This window comes from Allobosea sp. P1_A7 (genome assembly GCF_056406775.1).
On sequence record NZ_JBFTZN010000071.1, the window covers coordinates 1 to 22,843 of the forward strand.

22 protein-coding genes and 1 pseudogene are annotated in these 22,843 nt (G+C 64.7%); 16 read left to right on the plus strand and 7 right to left on the minus strand.

Features of this window, described 5'->3' with window-relative positions:
- From AC1D34_RS14550 to AC1D34_RS14560, 3 genes and pseudogenes are all read right to left on the minus strand, one after another.
- Positions 1–177, minus strand: a pseudogene (locus AC1D34_RS14550) (sugar ABC transporter permease); the annotation flags it as partial.
- Positions 178–258: 81 nt separating this feature from the next.
- The gene (locus tag AC1D34_RS14555) at positions 259–1,578 is read right to left on the minus strand and encodes an ABC transporter substrate-binding protein (RefSeq protein ID WP_476824590.1); all 1,320 of its coding nucleotides are present in this window, start codon (positions 1,576–1,578) and stop codon (positions 259–261) included.
- A gap of 179 nt (positions 1,579–1,757) precedes the next feature.
- Positions 1,758–2,810, minus strand: a complete 1,053-nt coding sequence (locus AC1D34_RS14560; RefSeq protein ID WP_069878780.1) for an ABC transporter ATP-binding protein — start codon at positions 2,808–2,810, stop codon at positions 1,758–1,760.
- Between the two features lie 264 nt (positions 2,811–3,074).
- Here AC1D34_RS14560 and AC1D34_RS14565 point away from each other — a divergent pair, with 264 nt between their 5' ends.
- From AC1D34_RS14565 to AC1D34_RS14575, 3 genes are all read left to right on the plus strand, one after another.
- Positions 3,075–3,830: a FadR/GntR family transcriptional regulator gene (locus AC1D34_RS14565; RefSeq protein WP_441492452.1), complete on the plus strand. Its 756-nt coding sequence runs from the start codon at positions 3,075–3,077 to the stop codon at positions 3,828–3,830.
- Positions 3,831–4,001: 171 nt separating this feature from the next.
- The gene (locus AC1D34_RS14570) at positions 4,002–4,961 is read left to right on the plus strand and encodes a 2-hydroxyacid dehydrogenase (RefSeq protein WP_476824591.1); all 960 of its coding nucleotides are present in this window, start codon (positions 4,002–4,004) and stop codon (positions 4,959–4,961) included.
- Between the two features lie 134 nt (positions 4,962–5,095).
- Positions 5,096–5,773 (plus strand): AprI/Inh family metalloprotease inhibitor, encoded by a 678-nt coding sequence (locus AC1D34_RS14575; RefSeq protein WP_441492454.1) that lies wholly within the window; start codon positions 5,096–5,098, stop codon positions 5,771–5,773.
- Positions 5,774–5,878: 105 nt separating this feature from the next.
- Here AC1D34_RS14575 and AC1D34_RS14580 read toward each other — a convergent pair whose 3' ends face one another.
- Complete coding sequence (locus AC1D34_RS14580) at positions 5,879–7,201, minus strand: dicarboxylate/amino acid:cation symporter (RefSeq protein ID WP_441492455.1); 1,323 nt, start codon at positions 7,199–7,201, stop codon at positions 5,879–5,881.
- Between the two features lie 133 nt (positions 7,202–7,334).
- Positions 7,335–8,468: a 4-hydroxyphenylpyruvate dioxygenase gene (hppD, locus tag AC1D34_RS14585; RefSeq protein WP_476824592.1), complete on the minus strand. Its 1,134-nt coding sequence runs from the start codon at positions 8,466–8,468 to the stop codon at positions 7,335–7,337.
- A 117-nt stretch (positions 8,469–8,585) separates the two neighbouring features.
- Between hppD and AC1D34_RS14590 the strand changes: the two genes are divergently transcribed.
- Positions 8,586–9,065: an Lrp/AsnC family transcriptional regulator gene (locus AC1D34_RS14590; RefSeq protein WP_476824593.1), complete on the plus strand. Its 480-nt coding sequence runs from the start codon at positions 8,586–8,588 to the stop codon at positions 9,063–9,065.
- Between the two features lie 106 nt (positions 9,066–9,171).
- Positions 9,172–10,065, plus strand: coding sequence for a tellurite resistance TerB family protein (locus tag AC1D34_RS14595; protein WP_476824594.1), 894 nt, complete (start codon positions 9,172–9,174; stop codon positions 10,063–10,065).
- 20 nt (positions 10,066–10,085) lie between these two features.
- Here AC1D34_RS14595 and AC1D34_RS14600 read toward each other — a convergent pair whose 3' ends face one another.
- The gene (locus AC1D34_RS14600; RefSeq protein WP_476824601.1) at positions 10,086–10,418 is read right to left on the minus strand and encodes an NIPSNAP family protein; all 333 of its coding nucleotides are present in this window, start codon (positions 10,416–10,418) and stop codon (positions 10,086–10,088) included.
- 2 nt (positions 10,419–10,420) lie between these two features.
- Positions 10,421–11,605 (minus strand): pyridoxal phosphate-dependent aminotransferase, encoded by a 1,185-nt coding sequence (locus tag AC1D34_RS14605; RefSeq protein WP_476775529.1) that lies wholly within the window; start codon positions 11,603–11,605, stop codon positions 10,421–10,423.
- Positions 11,606–11,971: 366 nt separating this feature from the next.
- Here AC1D34_RS14605 and AC1D34_RS14610 point away from each other — a divergent pair, with 366 nt between their 5' ends.
- The 11 genes from AC1D34_RS14610 (at position 11,972) to denD (AC1D34_RS14660) (ending at position 22,692) form a co-directional block, all read left to right on the plus strand.
- Positions 11,972–13,792, plus strand: a complete 1,821-nt coding sequence (locus tag AC1D34_RS14610) for an IlvD/Edd family dehydratase (RefSeq protein WP_441492460.1) — start codon at positions 11,972–11,974, stop codon at positions 13,790–13,792.
- Positions 13,793–13,823: 31 nt separating this feature from the next.
- Positions 13,824–14,726 carry a LysR family transcriptional regulator gene (locus AC1D34_RS14615; protein ID WP_441492461.1) on the plus strand — a complete coding sequence of 301 codons (903 nt, stop codon included), beginning with the start codon at positions 13,824–13,826 and terminating at the stop codon, positions 14,724–14,726.
- A gap of 90 nt (positions 14,727–14,816) precedes the next feature.
- Positions 14,817–15,830, plus strand: coding sequence for a tripartite tricarboxylate transporter substrate binding protein (locus tag AC1D34_RS14620; protein ID WP_476824595.1), 1,014 nt, complete (start codon positions 14,817–14,819; stop codon positions 15,828–15,830).
- Positions 15,831–15,839: 9 nt separating this feature from the next.
- On the plus strand, positions 15,840–16,826 hold the full coding sequence (locus AC1D34_RS14625; RefSeq protein WP_476824596.1) for a zinc-dependent alcohol dehydrogenase: 987 nt from the start codon (positions 15,840–15,842) through the stop codon (positions 16,824–16,826).
- Positions 16,823–17,479: a hypothetical protein gene (locus AC1D34_RS14630; RefSeq protein ID WP_476824597.1), complete on the plus strand. Its 657-nt coding sequence runs from the start codon at positions 16,823–16,825 to the stop codon at positions 17,477–17,479. The genes AC1D34_RS14625 and AC1D34_RS14630 overlap by 4 nt, the downstream gene beginning before the upstream one ends.
- Before the next feature lie 125 nt (positions 17,480–17,604).
- Positions 17,605–18,444 (plus strand): isocitrate lyase/PEP mutase family protein, encoded by an 840-nt coding sequence (locus AC1D34_RS14635; RefSeq protein ID WP_476824598.1) that lies wholly within the window; start codon positions 17,605–17,607, stop codon positions 18,442–18,444.
- Positions 18,441–18,767 carry a hypothetical protein gene (locus AC1D34_RS14640; protein WP_476824599.1) on the plus strand — a complete coding sequence of 109 codons (327 nt, stop codon included), beginning with the start codon at positions 18,441–18,443 and terminating at the stop codon, positions 18,765–18,767. The genes AC1D34_RS14635 and AC1D34_RS14640 overlap by 4 nt, the downstream gene beginning before the upstream one ends.
- A complete protein-coding gene (locus AC1D34_RS14645; protein ID WP_441492467.1) occupies positions 18,764–19,888 on the plus strand; it encodes a GNAT family N-acetyltransferase in 1,125 nt (374 codons plus the stop codon). The genes AC1D34_RS14640 and AC1D34_RS14645 overlap by 4 nt, the downstream gene beginning before the upstream one ends.
- Positions 19,889–19,920: 32 nt before the next feature.
- Positions 19,921–20,667 carry an SDR family oxidoreductase gene (locus AC1D34_RS14650; protein ID WP_441492468.1) on the plus strand — a complete coding sequence of 249 codons (747 nt, stop codon included), beginning with the start codon at positions 19,921–19,923 and terminating at the stop codon, positions 20,665–20,667.
- A gap of 19 nt (positions 20,668–20,686) precedes the next feature.
- On the plus strand, positions 20,687–21,682 hold the full coding sequence (denD, locus tag AC1D34_RS14655) for a D-erythronate dehydrogenase (protein WP_441492469.1): 996 nt from the start codon (positions 20,687–20,689) through the stop codon (positions 21,680–21,682).
- Between the two features lie 26 nt (positions 21,683–21,708).
- On the plus strand, positions 21,709–22,692 hold the full coding sequence (denD, locus tag AC1D34_RS14660; protein WP_476824600.1) for a D-erythronate dehydrogenase: 984 nt from the start codon (positions 21,709–21,711) through the stop codon (positions 22,690–22,692).
- The last annotated feature ends 151 nt before the right edge of the window (positions 22,693–22,843 follow it).

Below are 22,843 nucleotides of genomic sequence, written 5' to 3' on the forward strand. Positions count from 1 at the left end.
GGTATCGGTGAAGCCGAGCCAGACGCCGAGCGCCAGCGGCCAGGCGAGGAAGACGATCAGGAAGATCGCCGCGGGCACCATGAACAGGATGCCGAGTCCGTTGCGGCTCTGGCCCAGCCGCGCCAGCATAGAAGGTCTCGCACGCTCCGCCGGCCGCGCGATTGCGGTGTCAGCCATGGTGATCTCTCCCGGATGCAGGGCCGGCGGCTCTTCGCCGCCGGCGGGCGCGGCCGTGGCCGCGCCGTTTCGTTGCAGCGATCAGACGCGATAGTAGCGGTTGATCCGTGCCTCTGCGCGCTTGGCCGCTTCCTCAGGCGTCCGCTGGCCGGTAGYGCCTTCCGCGAACATGTCGACCAGAACGTAGTCGGCCATCACCGCAGCCGAAGCGTAGCCGAGCGGGCCGGAATAGCCGTTCGGGCGCAATGTCTCAGAGGCCTTCTGATACGGGGTGTGAACCGGATCCGAGGTCCAGACCGGATTATTGGCGTAGGCCTTCAGCGGCTGGCAGCAATAGGCGCTGGCCTGGGTGATCCAGGTCGGCATCTGTTCCTGCTCGTACATGAACTGGAGATAGGCCTGCGCCGCCTGCGGGAACTTGGTGTGCTTGAAGATCACGCAGGTGGTGGTCTGGTGCAATTCGACCGACTGGCCCACCGGGCCGATCGGCATGTTCGCCGACCTCATGTCCTTGGCCATGTCGGCGAGCTTGGGGTCGTTCTTCGCGGAGTAGTAGAGCGAGACGCCGTTGGCGGTGACCGAAACCTCACCGGCCAGGAAGGCGCGGTTGTTGTTGATGTCGAGCCAGCTTTCCGTGCCCGGGATAAAGGTCTTGTAGAGCTCGGCGGCGTATTTGATCGCCGCGATCGTCTCGGGGCTGTTGATCGCGGCCTTGCCGGCATCATCGACGGTTCGGCCACCATGGCTCCAGAGCAGCYAGTGGCAGAAGTTGTTGCCGTCGCCGACACCCTTTCCGAGGGTGAAGCCGGCGGGGTGCCCCTTGGCCTTCAGCGCCTTGCAGAGATCGAGGAAGGCGTCGGTCTTGGTCGGGAAGGTCGAGTGGCCAGCTTCCTTGACCCAGCTGTCGCGATAAAGCACGGCGTTTGCGATGGCAGCCAGCGGCAGGCCAATGAACTTGCCGTCCTTCTTGGCGTAACCTTCAAGGCCGGGATACCAGCCGCCATATTTGCCGCCGAGATAATTGCCGAGCTYGGTGACGTCGAGCAGCTTGTCAGGATACTGGAAGGCATCGTCGAACCAGACGAGCACGATGTCGGGGCCTGCGCCGACATTGGCGGCGACGGCGGCCTTCGGACGAATATCTTCCCAGCCTTCCTTGTCGACCCGGATCTGAACGCCGGTCGCATCCGTGAACTTCTTGGTATTGGCGAGCCAGGCGTCTTCCTCACCCTTGACGAAGGGGGCCCAGCGCAGCACGCGCAGTTGAGCGCCTGGTTCGGGGGTGAATTTTGGAGCGGCCGCCTGGGCGAAGGCGGGGGCGGTCCCCAAGTGCCCCATCAGGCCGGCGCCCGCAGCCACGCCGGCGCTGCCCAGCAGCATATCGCGTCTTGAAATCGTCATTGGTTGTTCCTTCCCGGAAAGAAGGGACCTTTTTTATGTGGCCTGCGACCCGTCCCTGGAAGTCATCGCCGGCTCTTTTGGCTGCGCCAGGCCAGCCGGTGTCCGTGCTGGCCTGTCGTAACGTCATGTCATGCGGGCCAAGGCGCAATCAGGCGCGGGCCTCCGCAGCAGTCAGAAGCTCAGATACGCTTGCCGGTGGCGGCGTCGAACAGATGCGTGACGCTGGTGTCCGGCGTGATGCCAATGGTTTCGCCGGGCTTGGCCGTGATGCGTTCGCGGAAGACGCAGGTCAGTTCCTGCCCGCCGCAGCGCACGACGACCTGCGTCTCGGAGCCGGTCGGTTCGATGACCACGACCTCGGCCTTGAGGCCGTTGGGGTTGAGTTGGAGGTGCTCCGGACGGATGCCGAAAACCGCGGCCTTGCCGTTCGAGTCAGCCGGATGCTGCCCGATGGGCCAGATCACGCCGCCCTCGGTCTCGAACCCGGCCGCGGTGATCTTGCCCTTGAGGAAGTTCATCGACGGCGAGCCGATGAAGCCCGCGACGAAAAGGTTGTTCGGCCGGTCGTAGAGGTCGAGCGGAGCGCCCATCTGCTCGACGATGCCGTCATGCATCACGACGATCTTGTCGGCCATGGTCATGGCCTCGATCTGGTCGTGCGTGACATAGACCGTCGTGGTCTTGAGACGCTGATGCAGTTCCTTGATCTCAGTGCGCATCTGCACGCGCAGCTTGGCGTCGAGATTCGAAAGCGGCTCGTCGAAGAGGAAGACCTGCGGATCGCGCACGATCGCGCGGCCCATGGCGACACGCTGGCGCTGACCGCCCGAAAGCTGGCGCGGATAGCGGTCGAGCAGCTTGTTGAGGCCGAGAATGCCGGCAGCCTTGTTGACGCGCTCGTCGATCTCGGCCTTGGGGGCATTCCGCAGCTTCATCGAGAAGGCCATGTTGTCGGCCACTGTCATGTGCGGATAGAGCGCGTAATTCTGRAASACCATGGCGATGTCGCGCTCTTTCGGCGGCACGTCGTTGACGACGCGCGGGCCGATGCGGATCTCGCCTCCGGAAATATTCTCCAGCCCGGCGATCATGCGCAGAAGGGTCGATTTTCCGCAGCCCGAGGGGCCGACGAGAATAACGAACTCGCCATCGTTGATGTCGATATCGACGCCATGGATGACCTGCGTCGAGCCGTAAGCCTTGCGCACATCAGCGATCTGGACTGAGGCCATCTGAACCCTCTCCCGGACTTAAGTTTCCTCTGGGGTCCGGTATCGTCCCGTGTCCGGGCACTCCGCACCGCCGCTGCTGTCGGCTTCTCGTGACCGACCGACGAAAAGCGCCGCAGACCAGGCAGTGCCTGTTGCGCCGGGTTTCATCTACGATAAAGTCATACGATACGGACAGGCGTGTCAAGCGCCGGAATCGCTCCAATGAAACCGCCTTCCGGCGGCTTGGGCGCGATTGAAAACGGGTGAGGACGCCAGCAGATGCGGGTGCGCGACTTTTCGCGGCCGACGACCCTGAATCCCGACCGCCTGTTCGGGCAGGTGGCTCAGAAGCTCGCGGTCGCGATCATTTCAGGGACGTTCAAAGCCGGCGAGCTGTTGCCGAACGAAGCCGATCTGAAATCCGAAATCTCGGTCTCGCGCACCGCCTATCGCGAAGCTGTGAAGTACCTGACGGCGAAGGGGCTGGTCGAGGCGCGCCCGAAGAGCGGCACGCGGGTAGCGCCGCGCGACGGCTGGAACCTGCTCGATCCCGACGTGCTGTCCTGGCATTTCGAGGCCGACCCGAACGAGAAATTCATTCGCGACCTGTTCGAGTTGCGCAGTTTTGTCGAGCCGAGCGCAGCGCGCCTTGCGGCCCTGCGGCGTACGCCCGCCGATCTCGTACGAATCCAGGCGGGTTATCACGGCATGATCGACAACCCGCCCTATGCCGAGGCAACCATTCGTGCCGACCTGGCTTTCCACGAGGCGATTCTCGCTGCCGCGCAGAATTCGACGCTGCAATGTCTGGCAAGCGTCGTCTCGGCGACGATCCAATGGTCGCTGCTGCTGAAGTCGGGAGACGATCAGGGGTTCTATGTCACGTCGCTGTTCGATCACGAGCGGGTGCTGGATGCGATCATCCAGCGGGACGGCGATCTCGCCGCGGCCCGGATGAGTGCGCTGGTAACGGACAGCCTGAACACCACGCTCACCTTCCTGGCATGGGCCGGACAGCAGAGCACCCCGAAAATCGCCTGAATAAGTCATACTACATATGACAACGACGCGCTTTTCTCGCTCTGCAGCCCGTGTAGTACTGCTCTGCCGATGCCGCGTGGCGGAGGCCTTGAGGTTTCGCGATCTAATCGTTTTAAAGAATTGAAATCAAGCCAGCCGCTCTGACACTCACGCCCGACGAAAGTTCACGATATGACCGACATCATCATGACCGGCCCGCTGATGGCCTATGCTGCCGACCAGTTGAAGGCCCGTTTCACGGTGCATGAACTCTGGAAGGCAGAGGACCGGACCGCCATGCTGAAGGAGATCGGCGGCAAGGTTCGTGGCGTCGCCGGGGGCGGCGCGCATGTCAGGATCGATGGCACGCTGTTCGACGCCCTGCCGAAACTGGAGATCGTTGCCAATTTCGGCGTCGGTTACGACACCGTCGATGCCAAGGAAGCCGGCGAGCGCGGGCTGATCGTCACCAATACTCCGGACGTGCTGACCGATGAGGTTGCGGACCTGGCACTCGGCCTGCTCCTGGCGACGGTGCGCCAGCTGCCGCAGGTCGACCGGTACCTGCGCGCCGGCAAGTGGCTGGAGAAGGCCTATCCGCTGACGACCTCGCTGCGGACCCGCAAGGTCGGCATCGTTGGGCTCGGCCGAATCGGCAAGGCGGTGGCGCAGCGTATCGAGGCCTTCGGCCTGCCGGTCAGCTATCATGGCCGCACCCGCCAGGCGGATGTGTCCTATCGCTACTATCCTTCGCTGATCGAGATGGCGGCCGATGTCGACACCCTGATCTCGGTTGCGCCTGGCGGCGCTGCGACTCATCACATGATCAATGCCGACGTCCTGAAGGCGCTCGGCCCCAATGGCATCGTCATCAATGTCGGCCGCGGTTCGGTGGTCGACGAACAGGCGTTGATCGAGGCGCTCAAGAACAAGGTCATCCTTTCGGCCGGCCTGGACGTCTTCGAGGACGAGCCGCGCGTGCCGGCCGAACTGATCGCGATGGATCATGTGGTGCTGTTGCCGCATGTCGGATCGGCATCGGTGCATACGCGTGAACAGATGGGCCAGCTTCTGGTCGACAACCTGGTTTCATGGTTCGATGGCAGGGGTCCTCTGACGCCGGTTGCCGAGACACCATGGAAGAAAGCCTGAGACACCACGTTTTGGTTCAGATGAGGCGCGGATGCCTGCCGCTTGTGGCGGGCGTCCTTTTCGCGGGGCCCGTACAGGCGCAGAAGCCGCCGCTTCCGAAGGGAGCGGAGACCGCGCCTGACACCGTTCGCCCCATGATCGGTGCCTGGAACCTCGAACAGGTCGGCGCGCCGCGCCAATGCACCATTACCCTTGGAGCGGAACAGTCGGGACAGGGGCGGCAATTGCGCTTCCCTGCCACCTGCCGCCGCGCATTGCCCATTATCGGGCAGATTGTGTCCTGGAGTGTGGCTGAGGGGGGCGGGCTGCGCCTGAATGACGAGGCCGGCAAGGCCGTGATCACGCTCAGCAAGTCCGGCGCCGGCCTGAATGGCAAGGGCACGGACGGGCAGGACTATCTGCTGGATCCGAAGGATCATCCCCGCAGCGCGCGCCCGGTGCCTCCGAGCGCGGCAGAGCGCGCCGCGACCGCTGCGGCCCGGCCGACCGTCGTCGACCCTGCGGGCGCGCCTGCCACCGACGCCGTGCCCGGCCGCTATGTCACGATGCGCCAGCAGAACCGCGAGGGATGTCGCCTCATGCTTGCGGCCGGCCCCGCAAATTCTCCGGGTGGCGCTCCCGCCCGTTTCGACGGGCGCTGCGACGATACTGGCTTGACGATCTTCGATCCCGTCGGTTGGCGCTATGCGGCCGGGCGCCTTTCGCTGGTTGCACGCAAGGGGCACAGCGTCGATCTCGTCTTCGAGAACGGCCAATGGCGCAAGGACCCTGCGGTGGGCGCACCGCTGATGCTGCGCAAGCTCGCGCCCTAAGCATCGGCCCGAAAAGTGGATCGCGGTTTTCGGGAAAGCCGATGCAAACACAAAGGTGAGATCATCGGACTGGATACGATATCCCGTCCGATGATCTGGCAGCGCTCAGACCGCCACGACGCGCTCGGGCTCGGCGGCGTCGTAATCGGCTTCCTTGGCGAGGATGCGCTGCATGCGACGCTCGTCGAGCGAATTTTCCCATTTCGCCACGACGATCGTCGCGACGCCATTGCCGATCAGATTGGTGAGGGCGCGCGCCTCCGACATGAAGCGGTCGACGCCGAGGATCAGGGCGATCGACGCCACGGGAATAGTGCCGACCGAGGCCAGTGTTGCGGCGAGTACGATGAAGCCGGAGCCCGTGACGCCGGCCGCGCCTTTCGAGGTCAGCAGCAGCACGGCGATGATGCCGATCTCCTGCGACAGGCTCAGCTCGGTATTGGTAGCCTGGGCGAGAAAGATCGCGGCCATCGTCAGATAGATGCAGGTGCCGTCGAGGTTGAAGGAATAGCCGGTGGGGATGACCAGGCCGACGACATTCTCCTTGCAGCCGAGATAGCTCATCTTGGCGATCATCCGTGGCAGGACGCTCTCGGAGGAGGAGGTGCCGAGCACGATCAGCAGCTCTTCCTTGATGTAGGCGATGAACTTCACGATGCTGAAGCCATGCAGCCGGGCGATCGTGCCGAGCACGAGGAAAATGAAGATGAGGCAGGTCGTGTAGAAGGCGGCCATGAAGCTGCCCAGCGACAGCAGCGTGCCGATGCCGAATTTTCCGATCGTGAAGGCCATCGCGCCGAAAGCACCGATCGGTGCCGCCTTCATGATGATGCCGACGATCTTGAAGAAGACCTGGGCGATATCGTCGACGAAGTGCAGGACCGGCTTGCCGCGTTCGCCGAGCATCTGCAGACCAAAGGCAAAGAGCAGGGCGAAGAACAGCACCTGCAAGATTTCGCCGGTTGCGAAGGCACCGACCACTGTCGCCGGGATGATGTCCATCAGGAAGCCGATGGTACTCTGCTCCTTCGCCTTGGCCGTGAACGCGGTGATTGAGCTGGTGTCGAGCCCGCCGACATCGACACTCATGCCGACTCCGGGTTTCCAGAGATTGATCACGATGAGCCCGACGATGAGCGCAAGCGTCGTCACCACCTCGAAATAGAGCAGTGCCTTCACGCCGACGCGGCCGACCTTCTTCATGTCGTCCATCGACGCGACGCCGTGCACGACGGTGAGAAAGATGATCGGCGCGATGATCATCTTGATGGCCTTGATGAAGGCGTCGCCGAGCGGCTTCATCGCCTCGCCGGTATGCGGATAGAAATGCCCGACGAGCACCCCGATCGCGATGGCGGTCAGCACCTGGACGTAGAGATGCGTCCACCAGGGACCCTGATGACCGCGCGTAATCGCAGCTGTCGACATGGGCAGTCCCTCGAGACGCGCACTTGGCTGCGTGCGCGCTCTCGAAAATGCTACGCTTGTCTTGGCTCCCCGACAAGCGAAACGCGGCGCTGCCGTGGGGGCGGCGCCGCGTCCTGTGCCGCGATCGCGGAGGTTACTCGGCCGCCTCGACCTTCAGCACGCCGCGACGGATCTGGTCCTCTTCGATCGACTCGAACAGGGCGCGGAAGTTGCCCTCGCCGAAGCCGTCATCGCCCTTGCGCTGGATGAACTCGAAGAAGATCGGCCCGAGCACCGTGCCGGAGAAGATCTGGAGCAGGACCTTGCTCATCCGGCCCTCCTTGGAGCCGACCGCAACCGCACCCTCGCCGTCGATCAGGATGCCGTTGGCCTTCAGCCGCTCGACCGGTTCGCCATGGCCGGGAACGCGCGCCTCGACGCGCTCATAATAGGTTGCCGGCGGCGCCGGCATGAAGGGCAGGGCGTTGCGGCGCAGCTGCTCGACGGTGGCGTAAATGTCGTGGGCTCCGAGCGCGACGTGCTGGATACCCTCGCCCTTGTACTGGCGCAGGTACTCCTCGATCTGGCTCTTGTCGTCGAGCGACTCGTTGATCGGGATGCGGATCTTGCCGCAGGGCGAGGTCAAGGCGCGCGAGATCAGGCCTGTGAGCTTGCCCTCGATATTGAAGAAGCGGATCTCGCGGAAGTTGAAGAGTTTGCCATACCAGCCCGCCCAATGGTCCATGCGGCCGCGATGGACGTTGTGGGTGAGGTGGTCGAKGTAATAGAGACCGGCCTGCTCCGGGTGCGGATCCGGCTCGTCGATCCACTCGAAATCGACATCCCAGATCGAGCCCTTCGCGCCATAACGCTCGACGAAATACAGGATCGAGCCGCCAATGCCCTTCACGGCGGGAATTTGCATCTCGCCGGGGCCGACCTTGCTTTCATAGGGCTCGGCGCCAAGCGACACGGCGCGCTCGAAAGCATGCCTGGCATCGACGACGCGGAAGGCCATGGCGCAAGCGCAGGGGCCATGCTCGGCCGCAAAGCGCTGGGCAAAGGAATCCGGCTCGGCATTGACGACGAAATTGACGTCACCCTGACGGTACAGCGTGACCTTCTTGGAGCGATGCCGGGCGACGGCGGTGAAGCCCATCTGCTGGAAGAGCGGGCCGAGCTTCTCTGGCTCGGGATGGGCGTATTCAACGAACTCGAAACCGTCCGTTCCCATCGGATTGGCCTCGGAAATAGCGGGAGGGGCGGTGTCGTGCGGAAATGGACCCATGGCGTTCTCCTCTCGATATGATTGCCGACATGGTCGCGCACGGCGAAGGCAAGGAGCTTGCAAAATGCCGCGTCATGGCGCGAGATCCGCACAGTTCGTGCAKGGAGGTCACCAACGGTGCGTGATGTGAGCGGTCTCGATTCCTTCGACTGGCGCTTGATCGATGCGCTCCAGCAGGATGCCTCCCTGACGAATGGCGCGCTGGCCGAGAAGGTCGGGTTGTCGGCGAGCCAGATTTCCCGCCGGCGCCAACGGCTCGAGGAGGAGGGGACGATCCGTGGTTACCGCGCGCTGATCGATCCGGCAGCCGTCGGGCTCGGGGTGACCGTCTTCATCCATGTCGCGCTGAACACGCATTCGCGTGACAATGCCCGCCGCTTTCGCGATCTCGTCAAGCTGACTCCCGCGATCCTGGAGGCGCATGCCCTGACAGGTGAGGCGGATTATCTGCTCAAGGTTGCGGTAGGCGACCTCAAGGAGCTCTCGCGCTTCGTCAACGAGATCCTGATGCCGCATGAAAGCGTCGCGCGGGTCCGCTCGGAAATCGCGCTTGAGACGTTGAAGGAGCCGGGGCTCCTGCCGTTGCCTTTGTCATGATCGCGTCAAGGTTCCCTTCCATGCGGGGCGGCTTGTGAAGCCCGTGGCCCGGGTGCAGGTTACGCCGCCGCTTTGCGGTGAATGGCCTAAACGAGGGAGCCTCTCGATGTTCAACGCAAAATCTCTGCTGGACGCGCTGGTCAGCGCCGGCAATCAAGCCGGTCAGCAGGCCGGCCAGTCCGGGGGGCTCGGCGGAATGCTGGGCAATCTGGCGCAACAAGTTCAGCAGGCCGGTGGTTCGGGCGGCATTGGCGGCCTCGTCGGCAGCGTGCTCGGCCAGGCGACGCAGGGCATGCAGGATGCCGCGCGCCAGACAGGGCTGGAGCAGAAGGCGAGCGACGTTCTCGGCCAGGTCTCCGGCGGCAAGACGCCCGACCAGTTGCTGGAACAGGCCAAGGGGATGTTCAGCACCAATCCGGCCGTGGCGACTGCGGTGCTCGGCGGCCTCGGCGCCTTGCTCTTCGGTTCCTCGACAGGGCGTTCGGTTGCCGGCTCTGCGGCGAAACTCGGCGGCCTCGCGCTGATCGGCGGCCTCGCCTACAAGGCCTACCAGAACCATCAAGCCGGCAAACCCCTGCTCGATCTGAAGCGTCAGGAGGTTCTGCCGGCACCAGTCGGGACCGGTTTCGAGCCGGAGGCCGCAAGCGAGGCAACGGCCCTGATCTTCATCCGGGCGATGATCGCAGCCGCTGCCGCCGACGGTCATATCGACACCGAGGAGCGCAATGCCATTCTCGGCGGCCTGCGCGACGCCGGTTTCGATCCGGAAGCCAATGCCTGGCTCGCCCATGAAATGGCCAATCCGGCTTCGGTCGATGTCCTCGCCGAAGCGGCGGAAACGCCGGAACTCGCGGCGCAGATCTACACGGCGGCTCGCATCGCCATCAATCCGGATACGCCCGCGGAGAAGGACTTCCTCGCCGGGCTTGCGGGCTCGGTCGGGCTCGATGCCGAACTGGTCGCCAATATCGACGCGGCCGCGAGCGCGGCGAAAGCCTGACGCCGTTCCAATCGGCGCGATCAGGGTGCGCGGCGCGCACCCTGATCGTCTTCGAATACCGGTCGGAAGAACGAGCGTTCATAGCTGATGATGAAGCGGTGCTTCTCGTTCATCGCCACGGCCGCCAGGCATTCCTCGTCCTTGAACGAGGCGGTGCGATACTCCTCATAGGCCGCAAGCGACGGAAAGCTGAACATCGCCAATGCGACGTTCGACGTGCCTTCCGAGGGCATGAAATAGCCGTGATGCTTGCCGCCGAATTTCTCGACCAGCCTGATCCAGAGCTTGCCATAGGCCTCGAAGGCCGGCAGCTGGTAGGGATCGACGATATAGCTCAAATGGCAGGTGATCATCGTCATGCTGCCTTCGCGTTGGCGAGGAAGCTCTTCATCCGCTCCAGCGCGCGTTCGATGTTCTCCAGCGAGTTGGCATAGGACAGGCGGATATAGCCTTCGCCATGGATGCCGAAATCGGGCCCGCCGATCGTCGCGACACCCGCATCCTCGAGCAGGGCGGAGGCCAGTTTCTTCGCCTTCCACCCGGTCTTCGAGATATTCGGGAAGGCGTAGAAGGCGCCCTTCGGCACGGCGCAGGACACATCGGGCAAGGCGTTCAAGCCAGCGACCACCGCCTTCCGGCGCCGATCGAACTCGGCGACCATGGCATGCACCGCGTCCTGCGGGCCGGTGAGTGCGGCGAGCCCGGCCCATTGCGCCGGGGCGTTGACGCAGGAATGCGAATTGACCGCGAGCTTGCGGGCATTGTCGTAGAGCGGCTTCGGCCAGACCGAGAACCCCATGCGCCAGCCGGTCATGGCATAGGTCTTGGACCAGCCATTGAGCAGGATCAGCCGGTCGCGAATTTCGGGATAGCTCAGCAGGCAGACGTGCTTCTCGCCGTCGTAGAGCATCTGGTCGTAGATCTCGTCCGACATCACCGCGACATCGGGGAAGCGGCTGAGCCCGGCGACGAGCTTGTCGACCTCGGCCTTCGGCGTGACGCCGCCGGTCGGGTTTGCCGGCGAATTGACGATCAGCAGCCGGGTTTTGGGCGTGATCAGCGAGAGCGTCTCCTCGGCCGAGAAGGCAAAGCCGTTCTCCTCGCGGATCGGTACCGGGATCGGGGTCGCGCCGGTGAACTCGATCATCGAGCGATAGATCGGGAAGCCGGGATCGGGATAGAGGATCTCGGCGCCGGGCTCGCCGAACATCAGGATCGCCATGAACATGGTGACCTTGCCGCCCGGCACGATCATCACCTCTTCCGGCGAGACGTCGACCGAGAAGCGCTTGTGCAGGTCGGCGGCGACCGCCTCGCGCAGCGGCAGGATGCCATTGGCCGGCGTATAGCCGTGATGGCCGTCGCGCAGCGCCTTCACCGCGGCCTCGACGATGTGGTCGGGCGTCGGGAAATCGGGCTGGCCGATGCCGAGATTGATGATGTCCTTGCCCTTGCGCTGCAGCTCGGTCGCTCGTGCCAGCACGGCGAAAGCGTTTTCCTCGCCGATCCGGGCGAAGGAGGAGACGGTCTGCAGCGTCATGGTGCGTTTTCCTCTGCAAGCTCTCGACGAGGCGGCCCTGTCGTGGGCCTTGCGCTGTCGTGGTGCGCTGTCTTGGCCGGAAACGCAGCGGCGATGCAAGCCCGCCGTCTGCACCGGCCGCCGGGCGGCCGCGCATTTGGAACACTTGCAAACTGCAGGGCGGCGACCTTTCCTGCGCAGCCGGCATCTGCATGGATTGGCGAAGTAATTTGTGTGCTGTATGCAGAATGCAGGTGACGCGATTTGGTCGAATTTGGCTCTTGTCGCGCGCATGGCGATCGGCATGATTGGCTGGTCAAATCGATTTAAAGACCATGGCGGACGCGGCGCGAAGGCTGCGCGCCGGTGCGAGAGGGAATGACGGGGATGGCCAAGACGCCTGCAAGGAAGTCGGTCCGCAAGATCAAGCCGGAGCAGCTGCGCTCCAAGGCCTGGTTCGACAATCCCGCCAATGCCGACATGACCGCGCTCTATATCGAGCGCACCATGAATTTCGGCCTGTCGCGCGAAGAGCTGCAGTCGGGCCGCCCGATCATCGGCATCGCCCAGACAGGCTCCGATATCGCGCCCTGCAACCGCCATCATATCGAGCTTGCCGCCCGCGTCCGCGACGGCATCCGCGAGATGGGCGGCGTGCCTTTCGAGTTCCCGATCCATCCGATCCAGGAAACCTGCAAGCGCCCGACCGCGAGCCTCGACCGCAACCTGCAATATCTCTCGCTCGTCGAGATCCTCTACGGCTATCCGCTCGACGGGGTCGTGCTGACGACCGGCTGCGACAAGACCACCCCGGCCCAGATCATGGCGGCCGCCACGGTCGACATCCCCGCCATCGCGCTGCCGGGCGGGCCGATGCTGAACGGCAATTTCCGCGGCGAACGCACCGGTTCGGGCACGATTGTCTGGAAGGCGCGCCAGATGATGGCCGCCGGCGAAATCGACTATCGCGGCTTCGTCGATCTGGTGGCGTCGTCGGCTCCGTCGGCCGGCCACTGCAACACCATGGGCACGGCCTCGACCATGAACTCCCTGGCCGAGGCGATGGGCATGACCCTGCCCGGCGGCGCCGCCATCCCGGCGCCCTATCGCGACCGTTACGAGATGGCTTATCACACCGGCAAGCGCATCGTTGAGATGGTCTGGGAGAACCTGATCCCGTCGAAGATCCTGACGCGCGAAGCGCTGGAGAACACCATCGTCGTCAACTCGGCAATCGGCGGCTCCACCAATGCGCCGATCCATGTCAACGCCATCGCCAAGCATATTGGCGTGAAGCTCGACAACGAGGATTGGACTGCGATCGGCTACGACATCCCGCTGCTGGTCAACCTGCAGCCCGCCGGCGAATATCTCGGCGAGGATTTCTACCGCGCCGGCGGCGTGCCTGCGGTCGTTGCCGAGCTCGTCGCCAAGGGCAAGATCAAGCCCGCCATCACCGCCAACGGCAAGACGCTGGCCGAGAACTGCGAAGGCTTCTTCTCCGGCGATCGTCGCGTCATCAAGGCCTATGACGAGCCGATGAAGGCGCAGTCCGGCTTCCTCAATCTGCGCGGCAACCTGTTCGATTCCGCGATCATGAAGACCAGCGTGATCACGCCGGAATTCCGCAAGCGCTATCTCGAGAACCCGAAGGACCCGATGGCCTTCGAGGGCAAGGCAATCGTCTTCGACGGACCGGAGGATTACCACCACCGCATCGACGATCCGTCGCTCGCGATCGACGAGCACAGCGTGCTCTTCATTCGCGGCGTCGGGCCGATCGGCTACCCCGGCGCGGCCGAGGTCGTGAACATGCGGCCGCCGGATTACCTGATCAAGAAGGGCATCACGGCGCTGGCCTGTATCGGTGACGGCCGCCAGTCCGGCACGTCGGGCTCGCCCTCGATCCTGAACGCCTCGCCGGAAGCGGCGACCGGCGGCGGACTTGCGCTGCTGAAGACCGGCGACAAGGTCCGCATCGACCTGAAGAAGCGCACGGCCGACATCCTGATTTCCGACAAGGAGCTGGACGAGCGCCGCGTCGCGCTGAAGGCGGCCGGCGGCTACAAATATCCGAAGAGCCAGACCCCCTGGCAGGAGATCCAGCGCAAGATCGTTGGCGAGCTCTCCGAGGGCATGGTGCTGAAGCCGGCGGTCAAGTACCAGAAAATCCACAAGAAGTTCGGCGTTCCGCGCGACAATCACTAGTCGGTCGTCGCTGGCGGAGGAGCGCGCCGCTTTGCTGCTCACGCTGAGGCAGATCGAAGTCTTCCGCGCCGTGATGCGCGCTCGCACCATCGTCGGTGCGGCGCGCGATCTCGGTATCGCCCAGCCGACCGTGACCAAGACGGTGCGGCGGATCGAGGATATCTGCGCGTTTGCCCTGTTCGACCGGCATGGCGGCCGCCTGACGCCGACGGCGGAGGCGCATCGTCTTCTCGGTGAGGTCGACATCGCCTTCGACCAGCTCGAAGGCGCTTTGGCGCGGGCGCTCAGGCTGGCACGCGCCGATACCGGCTCGCTCCGTCTCGGCGCTTCGCCGAGCATTGGCCGCGTCCTGATCCCGCGCGCAGCCGCCAGCCTGCTGAATGACCATCCCGGGCTCAGCCTGCATCTCGATATCCTGTCGGTCAGCCAGGTGATGGAGTATCTGCTCTCGGCTCAGGGCGAGGGTGCCGTCACCTTGTTCCCTATTCTTCATGCGGGAATCCGGAGCATATCGGTCGGGACCGGCAAGGCGGTTGCCGTGTGTCCGCGTGACTGGCCGCTGGCTTCGGCCAAGCGCCTGTCGCCCTCGGCTCTGGCCGGCATCCCGATCATCGTGTTCGAGCCACAATCCGTGCATGGTCAGGTCGTCGACGCGGTGCTGCGCGACGGTGGCGTCGTGCCGGAGCGGACGCATGTCGCCCGCTTCGCCGAAACCGCGATTGCGCTTGCCGAGGCAGGGCTCGGTCTTGCCATCGTCGACCGTTTCAGCGCGCTGGCGGCCAACCGCGATGTGGTCGCGCTCCTGCCGCTCGATCACCCGGCCCAGTACGAGGTCTTCCTGCATCGGAATGTCGAACGCGCGCGCAGCCGCCTGATCCAGCATTTCGAGACGGTGTTGCGGGCCGAGATCTCAAAAGTCGGGGCTGATCTATAGCCTCAGGCTATCGCGGGACGCAGGATTCGCTGTTGTCGCCCCTCCCCATCGATGGCCTTGTCGTTTGCAATAAGAGTAGGAGGAAACATCATGACGGACCCGTTGGCGCTTACCCCCACCCGGCCGGGCCCCCTGAGCAGGCGTGAGGCGATGGCGGCGGCGCTCGGGCTGCTTGCGGCAACGGCTGCCGGGCCGGCGCGGGCCCAGGCCTATCCGGTGCGGGCCATGCAGCTCGTCGTGCCCTTTGCTGCAGGTGGTGGCGTCGATGTCGTGACGCGCGTCGTTGCCGAAGCGGCGGGCGACGTGCTCAAGCAGCGCTTCGTCATCGAGAACCGCGGCGGTGCTGCCACGATCCTCGGCTCCCAGACCGTCGCCAAGGCGGAGCCAGACGGCTACACGCTGCTCGCTGCGCCGACCACGATGGTGATCAATCCCGCGCTGAAGGCGAATGTGCCCTTCGATTGGGAGAAGGATTTCGTCCCGGTCGCGATGATCGCGAAGCTGCCCTTCGTTGTTGCGGCCGGGAAATCCTATCCGGCCAATACGATGAAGGAACTGGCTGCGCATGGGCAGGCGAGCAAGCGGCCGATCACCTTCGGTTCGGGCGGCACCGGCACGGTCGCGCATCTGGCTGGAGAATTCTTCGGCCTGGTCTCGGATACCAAGGTCCAGCATGTGCCCTATCGCGGCGAAGCGCCGGCTTTGACCGATGCGATCAGCGGCAATATCGATGTCATGTTCTCGACCCTTGCCGGCGCCTCTAGCCACGTCAAGGGCGGCACGATGAAGGCGCTCGCGGTGACCACGGGCAAGCGTGCCTCGCTGTTGCCGGATGTGCCGACTGTCGCCGAGCAAGGCTATCCCGGCTACGACCTCTCGGCCTGGGTGGCCCTCGTCGCTCCCAAGGGAACGGCTCCCGAAGTGGTGCAGGTGCTCAATTCCGCGATCAACGCGGCCTTGGCACGGCCCGATGTGAACGCCCGCCTGGTCGAGATCGGCGCCGAGCCGGCGCCCGGCACGCCGGCCGAACTCGCGGCGTTCATGGCCAAGGATGCCGAAACCTGGGCAAAGGTGGTCAAGTCGGCTGCGATCAAGGTCGAGTGAGAGCGGTTCATGCTCGCGCTTCGCAAGGCCGCCCCAGCGCCCGGGCTCTGGCTCGGTGAGATATCCGAGCCGACTGCCGGTCCCGGCGAAGTGCTGCTTGAGGTTATGGCTGCCGGTATCTGCGGCACGGATCTCCATATCGCGGACTGGTCGGGCGGATACGAAGCGATGGCGGCCGCAATGCCGGTCACGCTCGGGCACGAGTTCGTCGGCCGCGTCCGGCATTTCGGGGAAGGCACCGACGGAATCGCGGTCGGAACACGCGTGGTGGTGCGTCCCTCCGTCGTCTGCGGGCGTTGTGAGCGCTGCCGCTCAGGGCGGGCAGAAGATTGCACCACGCGGACCGGCATCGGCATTGCTCGCAATGGCGGCTTTGCAGCCCTTGCTGCCATTCCGGCAGAGAACTGCATCGCCCTTCCCGATGCGCTCGATGATGCGGTTGCGGCGCTCGCCGAGCCGATGACGGTTTCGACCGAGGCCGTGGATACAGGCGGCGTCAAACCGGGCGATATGGTGCTGGTCATCGGGCCCGGCACGATCGGGCAAGGGGCAGCGCTGGCCGCCGAGGTGGCGGGTGCAGCGCGGGTTGTCGTGGCTGGGCGCGACGACGCGGTCCGCCTCGCCACCGTCGAGGCACTCGGCTTTCCCGAGACGGTTGACACGGCCGGGACGACCTTGATCATCGAGGCCGCGGGCGCACCGGCAGTGGTGCCGGAGGCGATCGATCTGCTTGCCTTGCGCGGTGTCCTGGTCATCTGCGGGATTCATCCCCGTCCGGCGCCAATCGACCTGACGGCGCTCGTGCGGCGGCACCAGCAGATTCGCGGGAGTTATCGCTCGCCATTGGCAACGTGGCCGCGGGTGATCGCGCTCATGGCTGCGCAACAGGAGCGCATCCGGCGGATGATCAGTGAAGAGAGGCCGCTCGCAGCGGGGCTCGACGCCTTTGCAAGAGCAAGCCGTCGCATTGCATCCAAGATCGTCCTGCGGCCATGACGGGCATGCCGTCAGGTTCGGCCGATTGGCCCGGACCAGTCTTCCTGGCGATCGGCAACAGCGTCGACCCGGCCATGCGCCCGGATTACGAGGCCTGGCACGGGGGCGAGCATGTCCCGGAGCGGCTGACGATGCCCGGCTTCCTCGCCGCGAAGCGTTACGTCGGGGGGCGTGGCGCCGCCGCCCGCTATCTGACGCTCTACGACCTCGGCTCGGCAGAGGCACTGGAGACGCCCGAATATCTCGATCTGCTTGCCACTCCGACCCCGGAAACGCGCAGGATGCGACCGGCCATGGGGGCGTTCAGCCGCTCTGTCTATCGTGAGACGGGCCGGGCCGGGCGTGGCCTCGGCCGCTATCTCGCTGGAGTGACATGGCAGGGCAGGGGTGAAGAGGCGGTGCCGCCACCGAGCCTAGTGGACCTGATCGGGCGTTCTGGCGTCCTCTCGGTCCGAACAGGCGTTGCCCTGGCGGCCAGGCCCCATCCCGCCTTTCCCACAACGCAGGATGCGAGTGCAGCGCATGGCATTGCCCTGCTCAGCGGCACAGACCGGGAGGCACTGCCTGCGCTCCTGCGCGGTGCTCTTGCCTCCGGGATCCCGGGCCCGGCCGGTCTCACGGCTTTCATCTACGAGCTGATTGCAGCCTATTGATCGGCCTCCATGCCGGTTGCGCATCGGCGCCGAGCCTTGACGCATGACGTGAAGGGCTGACAAACGGCACGCGCCCGGACAGTATGGGGCATCGCTCGGCCAACTCGCATCTGAAACGATTTAAAATGACCGACAGTCCGCAGATCGCCGCCTTTCGTGCACTTCACGAATCTGGCTGCTTCGTCATGCCGAACCCATGGGATGTCGGTTCGGCGCGCTGGCTGCGCGGGCAGGGTTTCAGGGCACTGGCCACGACCAGCGCCGGTTTCGCCTTCACGCAGGGGCGGGCTGATCAGGACGTGCCGCGCGACATGATGCTCGCTCATATCGCGGATATGGTGAAAGCCGTACCCGACCTGCCGATCAATGCCGATTTCGAGAACGGCTATGCCGACGGACCGGCCGATGTCGCGCTCAATGTGAAAGCCTGTGTGGCGACCGGTGTCGCCGGACTCTCGATCGAGGATGCGACTGGCCGTGATGACGTCCCGCTCTATCCTTTCGAGCTCGCGGTCGAGCGGATCCGCGCGGCGCGGCGGGCGATTGACGAGACCGGCTCCGGCGTTCTGCTGACGGCGCGTGCCGAGTGCTTCCTCACCGGCCATGACGACCCGCTGAACGAATCGGTCAGGCGCATTGCCGCCTATGCCGAGGCGGGCGCCGATGTGCTTTATGCGCCCGGGCCAAAGACCCGCGAGCAGATCGCCGCGATTGTCGCGGCTGCCGGCAGCAAGCCGGTCAATGCGCTGATCTATGGCGATTTCGGCCTGACGGTGTCTGATGTCACCGCACTTGGTGTCCGGCGCATCTCGATCGGCGCGGCGCTGGCGCGCGCGGCCTGGGCTGCCTTCATCGAGGCGACACGCCTGATCACCGAGCAGGGCAGTTTTGCAGGCTTCGCCGGCAACGGGCCGTCGGTCCCGCTTAACAATTTCTTCGAGGACGACCTCAAGGCGCGCTCGTGAGCAGCGAACTCGTCATTGCGCCCGAATGGCTCGGGCGAAGCGGCCTCTGGATGATCGCCGCCAAGGGCAGGCGCAAGGCGATCGACGCTGAGGACGCCGGTCTCTCCGAGGCGTTCGGCGATCGGCTGGAAGTCTGGATGGATGCGTTCGACGCGATCTACGATGAAGAGGACGAGGCGGCGTCGGCCTTCGCGAACGAGGTCGAGCGGCTTGTCTGGGAGGCGGAGGGTTCAGCGCTTGCCCATGCGGCCGCTGCCGAGCTCGGTGCTGGCTGGAATATCTCGCTCGATCTCTCCGCCTGGCATGCGCGGGGGAAATCATGACCCTTTCGCCTGATTGGAAAGCACCGCCCTTTCCGCCGGCCAAGGTACTGGAAGGGCGCTATTGTCGGCTCGAGCCGATCGATCCGGACCGGCATCTTGACGATATCTGGCAGGCCAATGGCGGGCATGATCAGATCTGGACCTGGATGCCGGCCCATCCGCCGCAGGATCGCGAAAGCTATCGCGAGCTGCTGACGACGATGGCGGCGAAGGCCGGCATCGTGCCGTTCGCGGTGATTGACAGGGCCGACGGCAAGGCCAAGGGCCATCTCTGGCTGATGGAGATCAGGCCCGAGCATGGCGTCTTCGAGGTCGGCTACATCACCTATTCGCCGAGCCTGCAGAAGACCCGGGTTGCGACCGAGGCGATCTATCTGTGCGGCGCCTACGGATTCTCGCTCGGCTATCGCCGTTTCGAGTGGAAGTGCAACACCCTGAACGAACCGTCGAAGCGAGCAGCGCTTCGCTTCGGCTTTCAGTACGAAGGCCTGTTCCGCCAGCACATGGTGGTGAAGGGCAGGAATCGCGACACCGCCTGGTATTCGATCCTCGACAGCGAATGGCCGGTGCGGGCGCAAGGCTTCCAGCGCTGGCTGGATCCCGCGAATTTCGACGCCGAGGGCCGGCAGAAGCTGGCGCTCGGGACCTTCAACCAGATGCTGGGCGGGATCGATGGGCTGTCCTTGCGCCGGGCGTCATCCGGCGACATTCCCGCCATCAGGGCGCTGAAGAGCGCAGCCTATACGCCGAACGAGGCCATTATCGGCGTGCCTTCGCTCCCGCGGATCGCCGATTATGCGCAGGTCGTGGCCGAGCATGAGGTCTGGCTGGTCGACGGCGACAACGGGCTGGATGCCGCGCTTGTTCTCGAGATCTCTCCGGACGATTTCACGATCTGGAGCGTGGCGGTCTCCCCAGGGGCACAAGGGCGCAAGCTCGGTCTGCTGCTGATGCGCTTTGCCGACGAGCGCGCCGCCGCACTCAGCTTTGGTTCGGTGCATCTCTACACCCACGCGAAACTGACCGAGCGCATCGCCTGGTATGAGCGCCTGGGTTTCGCGGTTACCCATCACACTGATCTGGCCGATCGGCGCCTGACGCATATGCGCAAGCAGCTCTGACAATAAGCCGGCTTAACAAGAGGACCAAGGACATGGCAGGACGTTTGAAGGGCAAGGTCGCCGTCGTCACGGCCGCGGGGCAGGGCATCGGCCGGGCGATCGCGGAAGCCTTCGTCAGGGAAGGCGCGACGGTCTGGGCAACGGACAAGGATGTTGCGCTGCTGGAGGGAATCCCGAAGGCGAAGAAGCGTAAGCTCGACGTGCTTTCGAGCAAGGCCGTCGACGCTTTCGCCGAGAAGGTCGGACCGATCGACATCCTGGTCAATGCCGCCGGCTTCGTTCACCACGGCACCGTTCTGGACTGCGACGACAAGGCCTGGGATTTTTCCTTCGACCTCAACGTCAAGTCGATGCACCGCACGACCAAGGCCTTCCTGCCGGGGATGTTGTCGAAGGGCGCGGGCTCCATCGTGAATATCGCTTCGGGCGCCGGCTCGGTGCGCGGCATTCCAAACCGCTATGCTTATGGCGCGACCAAGGCGGCCGTGATCGGCCTGACCAAGGCAGTCGCCGCCGACTACATCAAGAAAGGCATTCGCGCGAACGCAATCTGCCCGGGCACGATCCAGTCGCCCTCGCTCGACCAGCGCATCGCCGATCTCGCCAAGGTGACGAAGACGACCGAGGCGGCTGCGCGTCAGGCCTTCGTCGACCGCCAGCCGATGGGCCGGCTTGGCACGGCCGAGGAAATCGCCTGGCTTGCCGTCTATCTGGGTTCCGACGAGTCGAGCTACACCACCGGGCAGATTCATCTCGCCGATGGTGGCTTCGCGCTCTGACGCAGGGAAGGGCGCGTCGATGCACGTCCTGGTGACAGGTGCGGCCGGCATGGTCGGCCGCAAGCTCGCAGCGCAGCTGGCGGCTGACGGTGCTTGCGCCGGCAGGGCCATCAGCAAGCTGACGCTGACCGATGTCGTTACGCCGGAGACGCCCGGGGGCTTTGACGGCGAGATCGAGATCCGCACCGAGGATTTCGCCGATCCCGCCATCGCCGCGGAACTGATCGGGGCCCGCCCGCTCGTGATCTTCCATCTTGCTGCGATCATCTCCGGCGAGGCCGAGCGAGATTTCGACAAGGGCTATCGGATCAATCTCGACGGGACCCTGAGCCAGCTCGAGACAATCCGCCGGGAAGGACGGAAGGATGGCGGCTCCTATGTGCCCCGTCTCGTCTTCACCTCGTCGAGCGGCGTGTTCGGTGCGCCCTATCCGGCGGTGATTCCGGACGAGTTCCATGCCACGCCGCTGACCTCATACGGGACGCAGAAGGCGGTCGGCGAGTTGCTGCTTGCGGATTACACGCGGCGGGGTTTCGTCGACGGTGTCGGAATCCGCTTCCCGTCGATCGCGGTACGCCCAGGCAAGCCGAATGCTTCGGCCGGGGGCTTCTTCTCCAGCATCATCCGCGAGCCGCTGGTCGGGCTGGAGGCGTCATTGCCGGTCGGCGACGATCTCGTCTTCACGCATGCGAGCCCGCGTTCGGCTGTCGGCTTCCTGCTCCATGCTGCCGGGCTGGACCGCGAAACCCTCGGTCCGCGGATCAATCTGACCATGCCGGGCGTCTTCTGCTCGGTCGGGGAGCAGATCGCGGCCCTGCGGCGCGTGGCCGGCGAGAAGGCGGTCAATCTGATCCGCCGTGCTCCGGACAAGGCAGTCACCGAGATCGTCGCCGGCTGGCCGACCGGCTTCGAGGCCAGGCGCGCGCTTGGGCTCGGCTTCCGGGCCGAAAAGGATTTCGACGAGATCATCCGCGTCCATATCGAAGATGAACTCGGCGGGCGCCTGCCACACTGATCAACAACAAGCACCAGGAAATCCCCATGCATATTCTCGTTCTCGGTGGCGCCGGCATGGTCGGCCGCAAGTTCATCGAAAGACTGGCCCATGACGGTCAGCTCGGCGGCAAGCCGGTCACCAAGATCACGGCCCAGGATGTCGTCGCTGCAAGCGCGCCAGCCGCAGCGCCCTTCATCTTCGACGTCGTCGTCTCCGACATGTCGAACGAGGGGGAGGCCGAGTCGCTGATCGCTTCCCGCCCCGACCTGATCGTCCATCTCGCGGCGATCGTCTCGGGCGAAGCCGAGGCCGATTTCGACAAGGGCTACCGGATCAATCTCGACGGCACGCGCCATCTCTTCGAAGCGATCCGAAAGGTCGGCGGCGGCTACAAGCCGCGTGTCGTCTTCACCTCCTCGATCGCGGTCTTCGGTGCGCCCTTCCATGAGAAGATCGAGGACGAGTTCTTCACCACGCCGCTGACCTCCTACGGGACGCAGAAGGCGATCGGCGAGCTGCTGCTCTCCGATTACTCCCGCCGTGGCTTCTTCGATGGCGTCGGAATTCGCCTGCCGACGATCTGCGTGCGTCCGGGCAAGCCGAACAAGGCCGCGTCCGGCTTCTTCTCCAACATCATCCGCGAGCCGCTGAACGGTGAAGAGGCGGTGCTGCCGGTTTCCGATCAGGTCCGGCACTGGCATGCCTCGCCGCGTTCGGCCGTCGGCTTCCTCATCCATGCCGCGACGATGGATACCGGCGCCATCGGGCCTCGCCGCACCCTGACCATGCCCGGCTATTCCTGCACGGTGGCGGAGCAGATCGAGGCGTTGCGCAAGGTCGCCGGCGAGAATGTGGTGAAGCGGATCAAGCGGGTTCCGGACCCGGTCATCGATGGCATCGTTGCCGGCTGGCCGCGCAACTTCAACCCGCAGCGTTCGACCGCGCTCGGCTTCAAGGCGGAAGCGAGCTTCGAGGAGATCATCCGCGCCCATATCGATGACGAGCTTGGCGGCAACTTCGTTAGGTAAGCCTAGCAGGCTGTTGAAAAAGTCTGTAGCGGGGCGGCGTTTGGCGTGATTCACTCGGCTAGAGGAGTTGGCTGGGGGCATTTGATGCGCGGGTCGGATGAGCGCTCTGGATCGCTGTTTTCCTATGTGGATCTGGAGGCACGGGTCGGAG

What these genes read in the sequence shown, in the direction of transcription:
- AC1D34_RS14570 (WP_476824591.1), top strand. Translation starts at nt 4,002, where the DNA reads ATGACCGACATCATCATGACCGGCCCGCTGATGGCCTATGCTGCCGAC.
- AC1D34_RS14575 (WP_441492454.1), top strand. Translation starts at nt 5,096, where the DNA reads ATGATCGGTGCCTGGAACCTCGAACAGGTCGGCGCGCCGCGCCAATGC.
- AC1D34_RS14580 (WP_441492455.1), bottom strand. Translation starts at nt 7,201, where the DNA reads ATGTCGACAGCTGCGATTACGCGCGGTCATCAGGGTCCCTGGTGGACG.
- AC1D34_RS14595 (WP_476824594.1), top strand. Translation starts at nt 9,172, where the DNA reads ATGTTCAACGCAAAATCTCTGCTGGACGCGCTGGTCAGCGCCGGCAAT.
- AC1D34_RS14600 (WP_476824601.1), bottom strand. Translation starts at nt 10,418, where the DNA reads ATGATCACCTGCCATTTGAGCTATATCGTCGATCCCTACCAGCTGCCG.
- AC1D34_RS14605 (WP_476775529.1), bottom strand. Translation starts at nt 11,605, where the DNA reads ATGACGCTGCAGACCGTCTCCTCCTTCGCCCGGATCGGCGAGGAAAAC.
- AC1D34_RS14610 (WP_441492460.1), top strand. Translation starts at nt 11,972, where the DNA reads ATGGCCAAGACGCCTGCAAGGAAGTCGGTCCGCAAGATCAAGCCGGAG.
- AC1D34_RS14620 (WP_476824595.1), top strand. Translation starts at nt 14,817, where the DNA reads ATGACGGACCCGTTGGCGCTTACCCCCACCCGGCCGGGCCCCCTGAGC.
- AC1D34_RS14625 (WP_476824596.1), top strand. Translation starts at nt 15,840, where the DNA reads ATGCTCGCGCTTCGCAAGGCCGCCCCAGCGCCCGGGCTCTGGCTCGGT.
- AC1D34_RS14630 (WP_476824597.1), top strand. Translation starts at nt 16,823, where the DNA reads ATGACGGGCATGCCGTCAGGTTCGGCCGATTGGCCCGGACCAGTCTTC.
- AC1D34_RS14635 (WP_476824598.1), top strand. Translation starts at nt 17,605, where the DNA reads ATGACCGACAGTCCGCAGATCGCCGCCTTTCGTGCACTTCACGAATCT.
- AC1D34_RS14645 (WP_441492467.1), top strand. Translation starts at nt 18,764, where the DNA reads ATGACCCTTTCGCCTGATTGGAAAGCACCGCCCTTTCCGCCGGCCAAG.
- AC1D34_RS14650 (WP_441492468.1), top strand. Translation starts at nt 19,921, where the DNA reads ATGGCAGGACGTTTGAAGGGCAAGGTCGCCGTCGTCACGGCCGCGGGG.
- denD (WP_441492469.1), top strand. Translation starts at nt 20,687, where the DNA reads ATGCACGTCCTGGTGACAGGTGCGGCCGGCATGGTCGGCCGCAAGCTC.
- denD (WP_476824600.1), top strand. Translation starts at nt 21,709, where the DNA reads ATGCATATTCTCGTTCTCGGTGGCGCCGGCATGGTCGGCCGCAAGTTC.